Below are 13,390 nucleotides of genomic sequence, written 5' to 3' on the forward strand. Positions count from 1 at the left end.
CCGCTTCAGGCGGCCGCGAGTTCACCGCCGAGCGCCTTTGCGATCAAGGCGCGCGTTTCCGGAATGCCGTAGAGCGCAATGAATGTGCCGAGGCGCGGTCCGCGTTCCTGGCCGAGCAGAATTTCGTAGATGGCCTGGAACCAATCGAGCTTGACGCCGGGGCCGCCGTTCGGGCTCGTTTTTGTCGTGTCCTGGTAGCGCGGAATGGCGCGGCCGACATCGAGCAGGGCGTTCTGGATGGTGTCGCCATCGCTTCCCGGGGGCAGCGCTGCAAGCGCCGCATCGAGGCTCTTGAGGGCGTCGATCTCGACACCGTCGGGGGCGCGGAACTTCTTCGTCGGTTTAACGAAGTCTTCGTAATAGCGGATCGCATAGCCTGCGAGCTTGTCGAGGATCGGCGCGGTTTCGGGTGAAGCGCCCGGCGCGTAGCGGCGCAGGAAGCCCCACAGCACGTCCTTGGTGTGGGCGTGGGAGACAGACACGAGGTTGAGCAGCAGGCCGAACGTGACCGGAATTTCCGGCTTCGGCGGCGTTCCGGCGTGAATGTGCCAGACCGGGTTGTCGATCTGCTGCTTGGAATCCTGCTTCGGGAACGACGACAGGAACTGCAGGTATTCGTCGACTGCGCGCGGGATGACATCGAAGTAGAGCCGCTTGGCGCTGCGCGGCTTCTGATACATGAACAGCGCTAGGCTTTCTGGCGACGCGTAGGTCAGCCATTCGTCGATGGTCAGGCCGTTGCCGCGCGACTTTGAAATCTTCTCACCCTTGTCGTCGAGGAAGAGCTCGTAGACGTAGTGCTGGGGCGGGATGCCGCCGAGGATCTCGCAAATCTTGTCGTAGATCGGCGCGTTGGTCTGGTGATCCTTGCCGAACATTTCGAAGTCGACGCCGAGGGCGACCCAACGCATGCCGAAGTCGGGCTTCCATTGCAGCTTCACCTTGCCGCCGGTGACAGGCAGAGTGACGTCGCGGCCGTCTTCGTCCGCGAAAGTAATGGTGCCGTTCTTGGGATCGACTTCCTTCATCGGGACGTAGAGGATGCGACCGCTCGTCGGCGAGATCGGCAGGAATGGGCTGTAGGTTGCCTGGCGCTCCGGGCCGAGCGTCGGCAGCATGACCTTCATGATCGCATCGTAACGTTCGACTGCGCGCAGAAGCATCGCGTCGAAGCGGCCGGCCTTGTAATATTCGGTGGCGCTGGCGAATTCGTACTCGAAGCCGAAGGTATCGAGAAAGCGGCGGAGCATGGCGTTGTTGTGGTCGCCGAAGCTCTTGTAGTCGCCGCCGAATGGATTAGGGACGACGGTCAGAGGCATCTGCAGATAGGGTTCGAGAGCCTTACGGTCCGGAACGTTTTCCGGAATCTTGCGCATGCCGTCCATGTCATCGGAGAAGCACAGCAGGCGCGTCTTGCGCTTGCCGCCGGTCAGCGTCTCGAAGGCGTGGCGGACCATAGTCGTGCGCGCGACTTCGCCGAAGGTGCCGATGTGCGGCAAGCCCGAGGGACCATAGCCGGTCTCGAAAAGCACGGTCTTGGTGTCGCCGTCCGGAACGGTTTCGAGGCGCTTCAACAACCGGCGCGCTTCTTCGAAAGGCCAAGCCTTGGAGTTGGTGCTGGCGGCGGTCTGCTCGGGCGTGAAAACGAGTGCGGTCATCGGTCTATGGCGGTTGTTGCGGCTGGCTTTTGCGTCGAAGGCGCGCACCGTAGGTGCACCGACGGGCAGCGTCAACGCGCGTCGGAAATTCGGGCGACAAATGCCGCAACGGCATCGGCGGCGTCTGCGAGATTTCCCTTCCGGGTGAAGCCGGAAGCGCCGCGCGGGCCGAAATCGTGATCGCCGTCGTTGATCCATGCGAATACGATTTGAGGCGAAAGCCGAAGTTTTTCGACCTCGGCGCGGCTTCCGAACGGGTCGCGTTCGCCCTGGACGATGAGAGCCGGACAGCGCAAGTCTTTCAGATGCGCGGTGCGGAGCTGGTCGGGTTTGCCGGGCGGATGAAATGGGTAGCCGAGGCAAACGAGTCCGGCGATCTGGCGGGATTGGTACAATTCGTCGGCGAGGAGGCTTGCGACACGGCCGCCGAGCGATTTGCCGCCAATAACGAGCGTCTGGCGGGGATGCTTTTTGCGGACCGCGGCGACCACGTCGCGATATTCCGCGACGAGAGCTTCGGCGCGCGGCGGCGGTCGCTTCGTTCCGCCGTCGCGGCGGCCTGCCATGTAGCCGAATTCGAACAGGGTGAGGGCCAATCCGCGGTCCGCCAGAAGATTGGCCATTGATTCCAGGAATGGAGAAGTAATCCCCGCCCCTGCGCCATGAGCTAAAATGAGCCGCACGCGGGCTGCGGCTGGCCCGCGATCGACGCTGAAGGTGCGTGCGGCCGGCGTTTTGGGCGGTTGGGCAGCTTTGGCCGAATGTTTTTGAACACGGATCATGACGGTTTCATCGCGAAGAAAATGGGCTGGTACAGTATGGTTCAAACAAAATCGACACCCTGTTGCCAGGGGTGTGGCAGTTGGCACGCTGCAGCCGGGAATTGCATCACGGGTCTGAATTTCGCCCGAGATTGAGCTAAAGTAGGTTTTGAAGCGAAACGGGAACGAAGCATGAGAGCCGCGAAAGCATTGGGGCTCGCGGTCGTCTGTTTGTTGGCGATGATTTTTGGATCGCTGTTTCAGGCGCCTGGCGCACCGCAGAGCTTACCCAGTCTCGTCGAGGCGTCGTGGGCGGATAGCGCGCACGGCGGGGACGCGAGTGGCATTCCCTCTGCGCCCGATCCAGGCCATCCGGACGCCGCGAAAGCTGCGACGCTACCCGATTTCGTCCCGCAACCTCATGTCTTGAGCGGGTCAGACCAAAGTCAATCGGGGCCCGAGGAGCCCGACGGTTCGCCGCCGCCGCCTTCCGATTCCGCAGCGGCGCCCGCCACGACCGGGTCGACGACAGGATCCGTATCGTCCGGAACCGATACGCCATCGAAGGCGCGTCCGGTTTCGATCAAAGTCGAGCCGATCCCCGGGACCGAGCAACCACAAAATATTGCCTGGCCGAAGTTCGTGGGCGCCAAGAGCTTGTTCGGCACGGCCAAGAAGCCAGCGTCGATGGAGGCTCGCGCGATCGGCAGCTATTCGCGCGGTTGTCTTGCAGGTGCGGTGCCGCTCCCGATCGATGGTCCGGCGTGGCAGGAAATGCGTCTGTCGCGAAATCGAAACTGGGGGCATCCGCAACTGATCTCGTTGATCGAGACGTTCGCCAAGGATGCGCAGAAGCTCGACGGCTGGCCCGGGCTGCTGGTCGGCGATATCGCGCAGCCGCGCGGCGGTCCGATGATCACCGGACACGCCAGTCATCAGATCGGGCTCGATGCCGACTTCTGGCTGACGCCGATGCCCAAGCGCCGCCTGAACCGCAATGAACGCGAAACGTTGGAAGCGACGTCGATGCTCGACAGCACGGGGCTCAAGGTCGATCCGAAAGTCTTCACTTCAAAACAGGTGGCGCTGATCAAGCGGGCGGCATCCTATCCGCAGGTCGAGCGGATCTTCGTGCATCCGGCGATCAAGAAGGCGCTGTGCGAAGCGGCGGGAACGGATCGCGCATGGCTTGGCAAAGTGCGTCCGTGGTTCGGGCATTACTATCACTTCCACATGCGTATCAAATGTCCTGCGGGCTTCGGCGGATGTACTCCGCAACCGCCGCCCAGCGGCGATGACGGTTGCGGTAAGGAAGTGACGCAATGGCTCGCCAAAGTCGTGCCTGCCAAGGGGCCGCCGGCTGCGCGTCCGCCTGGGCCGCCGAAGGCTCCGTCGGCACCGATCATGCTGTCGGATTTGCCCAAGGAGTGTCAGGCGGTTCTGGCGTCCGGGCCCGAACCCGTCGCCATCCCGAAAGCGGCGCGCATGACGACGATTCAAGTCAAGATTGCGCTGAAAAAGGCGTTGGCGGTGAACCTCGCCCTTTACAAGGCGTCAGCCGTGTCGGGGAGCAAAGGTTCAGCTTCGGATCTCTCAAAGAGCCCGGCGCTGCGCCCTCATTTGCACAAGGCGGAGACGACGGATCCGAAGTAGCACGAATGTCGTCCCCGAGACGGTCCCGAGGACGACACCGAGTTTGATTTGCAGTCGGACTTCAGGTCTTCGACGGCTCGGATCCCGGGCAGGAAACACCGGTTCCCTTGAGACCGCAGTAGCCTTGAGGAATCTTGGCCAGGTACTGCTGGTGATATTCCTCGGCGAGGTAGATCGGCGGGGCCTCTTTGATCTCCGTCGTGATCTGGCCGAAGCCCTTCTTGGCGATCGCAGCCTCGTAGGCCTTTTTCGAAGCCACTGCGGCGGCGAACTGCTCGGGCGTCGTAGTGTAAATCGCCGAGCGGTACTGCGTGCCGATGTCGTTGCCCTGGCGGAAGCCCTGGGTCGGATCGTGGGCTTCCCAGAACGTCTTCAGCAGCGTCTCGTATGACATGACCTTGGGGTCATAGACGACGACGACAACTTCGGCGTGTCCGGTCCGGCCGGTGCAGACCTCGTCGTACGTCGCATTCGGGGTATAGCCGCCGGCGTAGCCGACCGCGGTGATCCAAATGCCGTCGCCGAGCTGCCAGAACAGGCGCTCCGCGCCCCAGAAGCAGCCAAGACCGAAGATTGCAACTTCGAGACCGGCCGGATAAGGGCCATGGAGAGGACGCGAAAAGAGATAATGTTCGGCACCGGCGGGAAGGATCGGAGTCGAGCGGCCCTTGGGTGCCAACTCCGGGGCCGGCATGCCGGCGGGTTTCCGTGCGAACATGATTAGCTCCTTTTTATTCTTGAGTTCTTCTTGGGGGAGTGATGCCCCAATATACGATGCTCAAGCCGGATTTGTTACCGGTTGAGACCTTTCAGAAATCGCCGTTTCATGCCCGCGGGAGGGCATCAATAATCGTTGGCGAAGATCCGCACGCGCCGGCGAGGCCGTCCGAGATAGCCGCAGGCGACCGCAAGCAGCAGGAAAATCATCGTTGCCGGCAGCGACAGGATCGTCGTCAGCACCGGGTCCCAGACGAACGAATCCGAGATGCGGGTAACGGTCCGCTCGAGCGCGGAGACAAGCGCCGGGGTCAGCTTTTCAAGGTGATGGAGCAAGGAAATGGCGCCTTCGCCATCGGACCTCGGCCGCGAAACGTCGGCGGCGAACGAGATCAAGGTGAATAAGGCAAAGAGCGCGGCGAGAAACCGCAGCATCAGCCGGGGACGGGTGTCGGCGTTGGCGACGCCAGCAACCAGCGCGATCAGGAAACTGGCGGCGGCAAAGCGTATTAGCCAGGGCGTCGGAGGCTCGCCGTCCGAATACCAGAGCCAAGCGTAGGCTGCCGCGGAGAAAGCGGCGAGAGCCGAAAAGACCTTAAGGAGCGTCGAACTGGTCATCGCTGGCGTGTGCTCGTGAAGCCGCGACTCTTTTGGGCCGCGAAGGCATCCCGGTCAAGTTCGGAAAATGATGCCCGGGTGCCGTTGCACTCAAGGCGCGGATGCGTATAGTGCGCCGCTTCCAGGCTCGACGGAGAGATGGCCGAGTGGTTGAAGGCGCTCGCCTGGAACGCGTGTAGGCTCGTAAGGGTCTCGTGGGTTCGAATCCCACTCTCTCCGCCACATACAATATTTAAATTATTGATTTTAATAATCGACAGACTGACCCGGTGGGGATCAACAGGGGTATCCGTATCGCCGATGATCCTTCGGAACGCGCGCGGAAAGAGGTCGCAAGGCGCGACGCTGTATCGGGCAGGAGCGGCGAATCTCAAAACCCCGCCTGATGCAGCTGCTGAAGCGCTCTAGAAGGATCATCGCTCGCTAGGTGACAAAATGGGCATTGATCATGTGCCCATCGATGGGCCCATCGATCCTCGGCCCCGTTTGATGCCAACGAGCAAAACGGCTGACGATAGCGCAACCCAATGCGTGGACGTTCGCGCTGGACGGATCGATTGCTTAGCCTGAGTTGATTGACGATTGCTTGGAGCAGCGCAGCGGGCATCGCAATCACTTTGAACCAATCCTCATCGTGAGCTCGGGGTGACATCAGAGCGAATTAATCCCGAGACGTTGTCGAAACAGCGCGCCCGCGGATTGCATCCCTCAGGTCTGAGCGCTATTGCTAACTTAGCTGACATATTGGAAATGTGGTTTCATGGATCGGAACTACACCATTCTGATCGTCGCACGCGACGAGGGCTCCTCGGCCGAGCTTGCGGACGTCCTGGCGGATCGCAACGGTTATCGCGTGCTCGTCGCCGCTACGGTGTCGGACGCACAACAGCTCATCAGGGATGTTCACATCGACTTGGTCGTTGCCGACGAGGGGACCAAAGATTTCGACGGCTGTGCCTTCCTTTCCAATCTGCGCATCTCCAACCCGGACGTTGTTCGCGTCCTCGTCCTTGCCAAGGTCACGAGCCGGCCATCGAAGGCATTCAAGGAAGCCTCGGTCTACCAGTACGTACGCAAACCTCTCGAGGTTGAGCAGATCGTCCTCATCGTCAAACGCGGGCTTGAAAGCCGTGAACTCGCCCGCCGCCATCGCCTGATCTCACGCGAGTTCAAGATGAGCGATGACAGCATCGCCTATCATCCGCCGCACGATCTGCGCCTGATCAGCGAGGGCCAGCAGTTCGAAAAGCTCGTCTACGTCAGCGAGAAAATGGCGACGATCTGCGAGATGGCGAAGACGGCGGCAAAAACCGATCTACCGATCCTCATTCAGGGCGAGACCGGGACCGGCAAGGAGCTTCTCGCGCGCGCGATCCACTATAACTCGTCGCGCAAGTCGAGCCCGCTCCTGATGCAGAACTGCGGTGGCATGAATGATGAGCTTCTGCAGTCGGAACTCTTCGGTCATAAACGCGGGGCCTTCACCGGCGCCATCTCCGATCGCCTCGGGCTTTTTCGCGCGGCGGACGGAGGCACAGTATTTCTCGACGAGATTTCCGAGGTTTCTCCGTCGTTCCAGGTTTCGCTCTTGCGCTTCCTGCAAGAGGGGGAAGTAAAGCCTCTGGGTTCGGACCGGACGACGCACTCCAACGTGCGCATCATCGCCGCCTCAAACCGGCCGCTGGCGGAATTGGTCGCGACTAGGGAATATCGCCGGGATCTCTACTATCGTCTTAAGGGCATAGAATTCGAAGTCCCACCCTTGCGCGATCGCGTCGCCGACATTCCCGCGCTCGCAGAATTTTTTGCAGCCAAGCACAGTGAAGGCATGGGGCGGAAGATTCTCGGCCTCTCGGCCAATCTGCTGGAGAAGCTCTCGCATTACGATTTTCCTGGAAACGTTCGAGAGCTCGAGAACGAGATTCGTCGCTTGGTCGCGTTGACCGGAGATGGAGAATATTTGACGACTAGGCATCTTTCGCCCAACATTCAGGATGCCCCGCGCCGGGTAGCCCCAAACCGAGATCGAGGTTTCGTGCCCGAGGGCAAGACGCTGAAGGATCAGGTCGAAAGCCTGGAGCGCCATCTCGTCGAGCAGACGCTCAAGCGTTACCGTTGGAATCAAAGCAAGGCGGCCGAAGAACTCGGCCTTTCGAGAGTCGGACTTTCGAATAAAATTCGTCGCTATCGCCTCAATGAGGAAAATGCAACATGACGGCCGGCCCGTCTGACGACGACAAGAAAGCGCCCGCAGAAATCGTTCCGTTTCCCTTTTCGCGCGTCAAGCCGAACCGTACCGCCGACTTCGAAGGCGTGATCTATGGCACGCTCGCGCGCGAGATCGGCATTCCCGTCGAGCAGACCACCGGACACTGGTGCAGTTACTGTCAGAAAATTTGGTTCGGATATCTTCTTGAAGTCGCGTGCCCCACATGCGGCAGCCGTCAAGGCTGATCTGGCGCGCAGTTTTGCAAAGCAGGTTTACTGCTGCTTAGATACTTTACAGTGATGTTCACGCTCTCGGCTCACGAATTTTTTCTGCGGCATTGCGGGAACGATTTGAAATAGCGACGCATTCGAAAAAATTCTCCAAGTGGCCTGCTTCTTGCTCCCCTTAACTAACAAGGCGAACGCAATCGCCGGATCAGGGGAGAAAACGAATGGCCAATCTTCTGTGGCTCCAGGGCGGCGCATGTTCTGGCAACACGATGTCGTTCCTCAACGCGGAGGAACCAAGTGCCTGCGATCTCGTCACCGACTTCGGCATCAACGTTCTCTGGCATCCCTCGCTCGGGATGGAGCTTGGAGAGAATCTTCAGAAGCTCATGCGCGCGCTTGTCAGCGGGCAAATGCCTCTCGACATTTTCGTGTTCGAAGGCACCGTCGTCAAAGCTCCGAACGGAACCGGCGAGTGGAACCGCTTCGCTGGCCGCCCCATGATGGATTGGGTGCGTGAGCTTGCGAGCGTTGCGTCCTTCACGGTTGCTGTCGGCGACTGCGCCACATGGGGCGGCATCCCGGCAACCGCGCCGAACCCGTCTGAGAGCGTCGGCCTGCAATTCCTGAAGCGCGGACACGGCGGGTTTCTCGGCAAGGACTACAAGTCGAAAGCCGGACTTCCTGTCATCAACATCCCGGGCTGCCCCGCCCACCCCGACTGGATCACCCAGATCGTTGTTGCGGTCGCGACGGGACGCGGTGGAGATTTGACGCTCGATGAATTCCAGCGTCCGAAGACGTTCTTCCAAAGCTTCACGCAGACCGGCTGCACCCGGAACATGCACTTCGCCTACAAGGTTTCGGCGACCGAATTCGGTCAGCGCAAGGGATGCCTGTTCTACGATCTCGGCTGCCGCGGACCGATGACTCACTCACCGTGCAACCGGATTCTCTGGAACCGTCAGTCGTCAAAGACGCGCGCCGGTATGCCCTGCATGGGCTGCACCGAGCCCGAATTCCCCTTCTATGACTTGGCGCCAGGCACGGTCTTCAAGACGCAGACCGTGATGGGCGTGCCGAAAGACATGCCTCTCGGCGTCGACAAGACCGGCTACATCAAACTGACTGCTGCGGCCAAGGCGGCGTCTCCAAAGTGGGCCGAAGAAGACATCTTCGTCGTTTGAGCCACTCAAAAAACCATTCATTCGAAATCGACGTAGGGAGCGAGACCTTCGATGTCAGCAGCAGTTCAAACCCTGGATATTTCGCCGGTCGGACGTGTCGAAGGCGACCTCGACGTTCGCGTCGATATTCAGGACGGTGTTGTCGTCAATGCTTGGACCAACGCGGAGCTTTTCCGCGGCTTTGAGGTCATCCTGCGCGACAAGGACCCGCAAGCGGGCCTCGTCGTCACGCCGCGCGCGTGCGGCATTTGCGGCGCATCGCACCTCACCTGCGCCGCATGGGCGCTCGACACCGCGTGGAAGACTGAGGTGCCGCGCAATGCCATCCTTGCTCGAAACCTCGGGCAGATCGTCGAGTCGATTCAAAGCCTGCCGCGCCACCACTATGGCTTGTTCATGATCGACTATACGCACAAGAACTACTCGCGGTCCCAGTTCTATGAGGAGGCCGTCAAGAGATGGGCGCCGTTTACCGGCAAGAACTACGAGCTTGGCGTGACGATCTCGGGACGGCCGGTCGAGATCTACGCGCTGCTCGGCGGGCAGTGGCCACATTCGAGCTATATGGTGCCAGGTGGTGTCATGTGCGCGCCGACGCTCACCGACGTGACGCGCGCCTGGTCGATCCTCGAGCATTTCCGCCGCAACTGGATGGAGCCGGTCTGGCTTGGCTGCTCGCTCGAGCGTTATGAGGAAATTCGCTCTTACAGCGACCTGCTGACCTGGCTCGACGAGAGGCCGGAGCACGCCAACTCAGATCTCGGCTTGTTCTGCCGCATGTCCTCGGACATTGGCGTGGACAAGTACGGTCGTGGCCATCACAAGTACATTTCGTGGGGATACCTGCCGCACGAGGATCGTTACAACAAGCCGACGATCGAAGGCCGCAACGCGGCCGTCATCATGAAGAGCGGTGTGTTCGACGGAGCCACCGGCACCCACAAGCTGATGGATCAGCAGTTCACGCGCGAGGATTTGCAGCACGCTTGGTATGACGAGCCGCAGGCGCTGCATCCTTTCGACCGTACGACAAAGCCGATGCAGAAGAACGCAATCGACCACAATGGCAAATACTCGTGGGCGTCGGCGGTCTTGCACGTGCAGGACGGCCGCCTCGAAGCGGGTCCCTTGTCGCGCCAGCTCATCGCGGGCGGCAAGCACGGCGAGCCCTGGCAGCACTACGATCCGCTGGTACTGGACATGTACAATAATCTTGGAGGCGCGAGCGTCATGCTCCGGCACTTCGCGCGCATGCACGAGGGGGTGAAGCTCTATCGGGAGGCCGAGCGCATACTGCGCGAACTCAAGCTCAAGGATCAGTGGTACATCAAGCCGACGGAAAAAGATGGCCGCGGCTGGGGCGCTACAGAAGCCATCCGCGGAGCCCTCTGCCACTGGATTGAGATTCAGGGCGGCAAGATAAAAAACTATCAGATCATTGCCCCGACAACTTGGAACGTCGGTCCGCGGACGACGGATGGCTCACGGGGACCCATCGAAGAGGCGCTTGTCGGGACGCCTATCGCCGATCCGCATGATCCGGTTGAGGTGGGACACGTCTGCCGATCCTACGATAGCTGTCTCGTTTGCACGGTGCATGCATATGATGCGAAAACCGGCGAGCAGCTCGCTCGCTTCCGTACAGCCTGAGGTCTGGCGTTCTTCTGCAGTGCCGGCGCGAGAGAATAGTCTCTCGACCGGTACGTCGGAGACGGCGCGCGTCTGGAATCAGGGTGGAAGAATGAGCGCGAACGGGAAAGACGAGGCTTTGCTGAAAACCATCTCCGATATGATGGCAGCGGGCCTCGAAACGAAAACAGAACCGTTTCCGGAGACCGAGAAGGAATTCGGCGCGATTCTCGCCGAGCTTCGTCAACTCGAACCCGAAGATCTCAAATCGAAGCTCGTGATCAGCGGCTTCGTCAACCACCCCTACGGGCCTGACCAGCAGCGGTGCCTGGAGTGCATGTACTATCTCGTGCATCGCAAATGGTGTGACTTGCCGGAGCTTTCGGTACCGGTCGAGCCGGACTGGTGGTGCCGGTTGTGGAGAATCTAACAGCAGCGGCAACCGAAAAATCGAGGTGATGCTGTGGCGATTGCCCTGGAAACAACGAGCGATGATCAGAGGCGCGAGGAGATCAGAACGCTTCTTGCGTCGGGCCTTGAAACCGAAGTTTTTCCGCGCGGCGATTCCCACGACGAGGTGCAGTCGATCATCGCGCGGCTAAAGCAGGCGGGCGACGATCTGAAAGCCAAACTGGTCATCGCCGGTTTCACAGACCATACCGTCGAGCACGGCGGCATCGAACAGCCGTGCGAAACGTGCATGTACTATCTCGTCCACCGTAGATATTGCGAGCTGCCGGAACTCGATTGCCCTGTCGAGCCCGAATGGTCTTGCCGCCTTTGGCGGATCTGACATGATCGCGGTGATCGGTTGCGGCAACGCCAACAGGAAGGATGACGCCGCCGGGATCGAGGTCATCCGCCTGCTCCGCTGCCAAGGCGATCTTCGCGCCCGGGACGACGTTCGGCTGCTCGACGCAGGCACCGACGGCATGAGCGTGATGTATGCCGCGCGAGGCTGTGCATCCCTTATTATTGTCGATAGCTCGCGGACGGGGTCTGAGCCAGGGTCCATTTTTGAAGTTCCGGGAATAGAGCTCGAGACGCAGCACGTCCCCTCGCTCAATCTCCATGATTTTCGCTGGGATCACGCGCTGTTCGCGGGGCGCCAGCTCTACCGCGATGAATTCCCATCCGACGTGACCGTCTTCCTGATCGAGGCAAACGATCTCGGTCTTGGGATCGGTCTTTCGCCCGAAGTCGATGCAGCCGCCACCAGTGTCGCGGATCGCGTCGCGGCGCGTCTTGCTTCCTTCTTACCAACCAACACTGCCGGTGCCGAATGACGGAGCGCGCTATCCTCACTATTCGCCGCGGCGCGCTCCATCTCACACGCGAGGCTTACGAACGCTTCTTTAAAGACCTCGACAACGTCGTTCTCCTTCGTGACGGCAACGATCTCGTCGTACTGCCGGTCCGTCACCGCGCCGCCGGGGGCTACGTCATTAAGATCCGAACAGGCGCGGGAGATCGTGCCGTCGTTGCCTCTGACTTCTTCCGCGACAACGGCATTGAAGACTCCGTCGAAATGACGTTGCCCGCGGCATGGGATGACGACCGCGCAGCACTCGTCGTTCGGCACGTCTTTGCTGACAACTAAGTTTGCAAACTGAAATGTGAATAGACGCCCCTGACCGCTCGCAGAATAGTGACCTCCCAAGCGGCAAAGCCGCAATGAAGAGCTCGCAAGAGCCGAAATTTCCGGGAGGAATGCGCGTGGCAGTCGGTGCGCAGGAGCAGGTGCAAGCCGCCTTGGCCGCGGCAGACGCCGATACCGCTTCTCCTGAAGAACGCGCCGAAATGCTGATGGAAATCGCGCTCGGTCTCCAGATCCGGCCGCAGTCCGCCAATGATCTCGTCGCCGCGATCGAACTCTACCGCAAGGCGCAGGAAATCTGCCCGCCAGAGCATGCGCTGCTCAATGCCCGCATTGCGGCGCGCAAAGCGACGGCGCTTCAGGCGTTGCCGGAGAGTGGGTCCCAATCGCTCGAACGCGCGCGCGATGAGCTGCAGTCGGCGATCCCCGCCATTCGGGAACAGGGGACCACCGAAGAGCTAGCGGAAGCCGAGATGAACCTTGGTCTCGTCTTGCAAAGTCTCGCCGGCGCCGGAAAGGCACGCATCACCGATGCGATCTCGGCTTATCAACGCTCGCTGCGCACCTTTGACCGCGTCGCATTCCCCAAGGAATACGCCATCCTGCAGAACAATCTGGCGACGGCCTTCCTGTCGATCCCGTTTACGGATGAGCGGGCCAAGATGCGCGAAGCGCTTGCCGTGCAGGCCTTCGAGGAGGGTCTCAAGGTCGTCAATCTGATCGATCATCCGATCGAATACGCCATGCTTCAGAACAATCTCGGAAATGCGCTTCAATATGCATCGTCGAGCCATGTTCTGGAAAACAACCTTCGCGCCATCGAAGCCTATAATGAGGCATTGAAGATTCGTGATCGCGAGACGACGCCGCTCGAATACGCCAACACAATCTCGAACAAGGCGAACTGCCTTTGGAATCTTCCCGACGATGTCGGCGATCCGACGTCTGGCAATCGCAAAAACATCGGGGCGGCGCGAGACCTCTATGTCGAAGCGCGAGAAATTTTCGCTGCCGCAGGCGAACAAGGCAAAGCCCGCATCGTCGCCGAAGCGCTCGATCAGATCGATCGCGAGGTGCTCGCGTCTGCACCACCGCGCGTTTCCAACGGGCACATGCTCGAAGCCGATTAAATAA

The 13,390-nt window shown here is 60.4% G+C and carries 14 protein-coding genes and 1 tRNA gene; 11 read left to right on the forward strand and 4 right to left on the reverse strand.

Annotated features, from left to right (window positions below):
• Positions 1–5: 5 nt before the first annotated feature.
• The gene (locus QM780_RS00890; RefSeq protein WP_415068599.1) at positions 6–1,658 is read right to left on the reverse strand and encodes a lysine--tRNA ligase; all 1,653 of its coding nucleotides are present in this window, start codon (positions 1,656–1,658) and stop codon (positions 6–8) included.
• A 71-nt stretch (positions 1,659–1,729) separates the two neighbouring features.
• Positions 1,730–2,341, reverse strand: coding sequence for an alpha/beta family hydrolase (locus QM780_RS00895; RefSeq protein ID WP_415071955.1), 612 nt, complete (start codon positions 2,339–2,341; stop codon positions 1,730–1,732).
• Between the two features lie 270 nt (positions 2,342–2,611).
• Between QM780_RS00895 and mepA the strand changes: the two genes are divergently transcribed.
• On the forward strand, positions 2,612–4,072 hold the full coding sequence (gene mepA, locus QM780_RS00900; RefSeq protein ID WP_415068600.1) for a penicillin-insensitive murein endopeptidase: 1,461 nt from the start codon (positions 2,612–2,614) through the stop codon (positions 4,070–4,072).
• Positions 4,073–4,133: 61 nt separating this feature from the next.
• Here mepA and msrA read toward each other — a convergent pair whose 3' ends face one another.
• Together msrA and QM780_RS00910 are read right to left on the reverse strand one after the other, a co-directional pair.
• Complete coding sequence (msrA, locus tag QM780_RS00905) at positions 4,134–4,790, reverse strand: peptide-methionine (S)-S-oxide reductase MsrA (protein ID WP_415068601.1); 657 nt, start codon at positions 4,788–4,790, stop codon at positions 4,134–4,136.
• A gap of 125 nt (positions 4,791–4,915) precedes the next feature.
• On the reverse strand, positions 4,916–5,407 hold the full coding sequence (locus tag QM780_RS00910) for a hypothetical protein (protein ID WP_415068602.1): 492 nt from the start codon (positions 5,405–5,407) through the stop codon (positions 4,916–4,918).
• Between the two features lie 132 nt (positions 5,408–5,539).
• Here QM780_RS00910 and QM780_RS00915 point away from each other — a divergent pair.
• The 10 genes from QM780_RS00915 (at position 5,540) to QM780_RS00960 (ending at position 13,386) form a co-directional block, all read left to right on the forward strand.
• Positions 5,540–5,629: transfer RNA gene (locus QM780_RS00915), tRNA-Ser, on the forward strand.
• 538 nt (positions 5,630–6,167) lie between these two features.
• Positions 6,168–7,622, forward strand: coding sequence for a sigma-54-dependent transcriptional regulator (locus QM780_RS00920; protein ID WP_415068603.1), 1,455 nt, complete (start codon positions 6,168–6,170; stop codon positions 7,620–7,622).
• Positions 7,619–7,861 (forward strand): hypothetical protein, encoded by a 243-nt coding sequence (locus tag QM780_RS00925; protein ID WP_415068604.1) that lies wholly within the window; start codon positions 7,619–7,621, stop codon positions 7,859–7,861. The genes QM780_RS00920 and QM780_RS00925 overlap by 4 nt, the downstream gene beginning before the upstream one ends.
• A gap of 206 nt (positions 7,862–8,067) precedes the next feature.
• On the forward strand, positions 8,068–9,030 hold the full coding sequence (locus QM780_RS00930) for a hydrogenase (RefSeq protein WP_415068605.1): 963 nt from the start codon (positions 8,068–8,070) through the stop codon (positions 9,028–9,030).
• A gap of 51 nt (positions 9,031–9,081) precedes the next feature.
• On the forward strand, positions 9,082–10,680 hold the full coding sequence (locus tag QM780_RS00935; RefSeq protein WP_415068606.1) for a nickel-dependent hydrogenase large subunit: 1,599 nt from the start codon (positions 9,082–9,084) through the stop codon (positions 10,678–10,680).
• A 91-nt stretch (positions 10,681–10,771) separates the two neighbouring features.
• The gene (locus QM780_RS00940; RefSeq protein ID WP_415068607.1) at positions 10,772–11,089 is read left to right on the forward strand and encodes a hypothetical protein; all 318 of its coding nucleotides are present in this window, start codon (positions 10,772–10,774) and stop codon (positions 11,087–11,089) included.
• A 33-nt stretch (positions 11,090–11,122) separates the two neighbouring features.
• Positions 11,123–11,452, forward strand: coding sequence for a hypothetical protein (locus tag QM780_RS00945; RefSeq protein ID WP_415068608.1), 330 nt, complete (start codon positions 11,123–11,125; stop codon positions 11,450–11,452).
• A 1-nt stretch (position 11,453) separates the two neighbouring features.
• The gene (locus QM780_RS00950; RefSeq protein ID WP_415068609.1) at positions 11,454–11,945 is read left to right on the forward strand and encodes a hydrogenase maturation protease; all 492 of its coding nucleotides are present in this window, start codon (positions 11,454–11,456) and stop codon (positions 11,943–11,945) included.
• Entirely contained in the window at positions 11,942–12,259 is a 318-nt protein-coding gene (locus QM780_RS00955) for a hypothetical protein (RefSeq protein ID WP_415068610.1), read from the forward strand. The genes QM780_RS00950 and QM780_RS00955 overlap by 4 nt, the downstream gene beginning before the upstream one ends.
• Positions 12,260–12,375: 116 nt before the next feature.
• Positions 12,376–13,386: a hypothetical protein gene (locus QM780_RS00960; RefSeq protein WP_415068611.1), complete on the forward strand. Its 1,011-nt coding sequence runs from the start codon at positions 12,376–12,378 to the stop codon at positions 13,384–13,386.
• Positions 13,387–13,390 lie beyond the last annotated feature (4 nt).

Source organism: Hyphomicrobium sp., assembly GCF_047600905.1.
Taxonomy (GTDB): domain Bacteria; phylum Pseudomonadota; class Alphaproteobacteria; order Rhizobiales; family Hyphomicrobiaceae; genus Hyphomicrobium_B.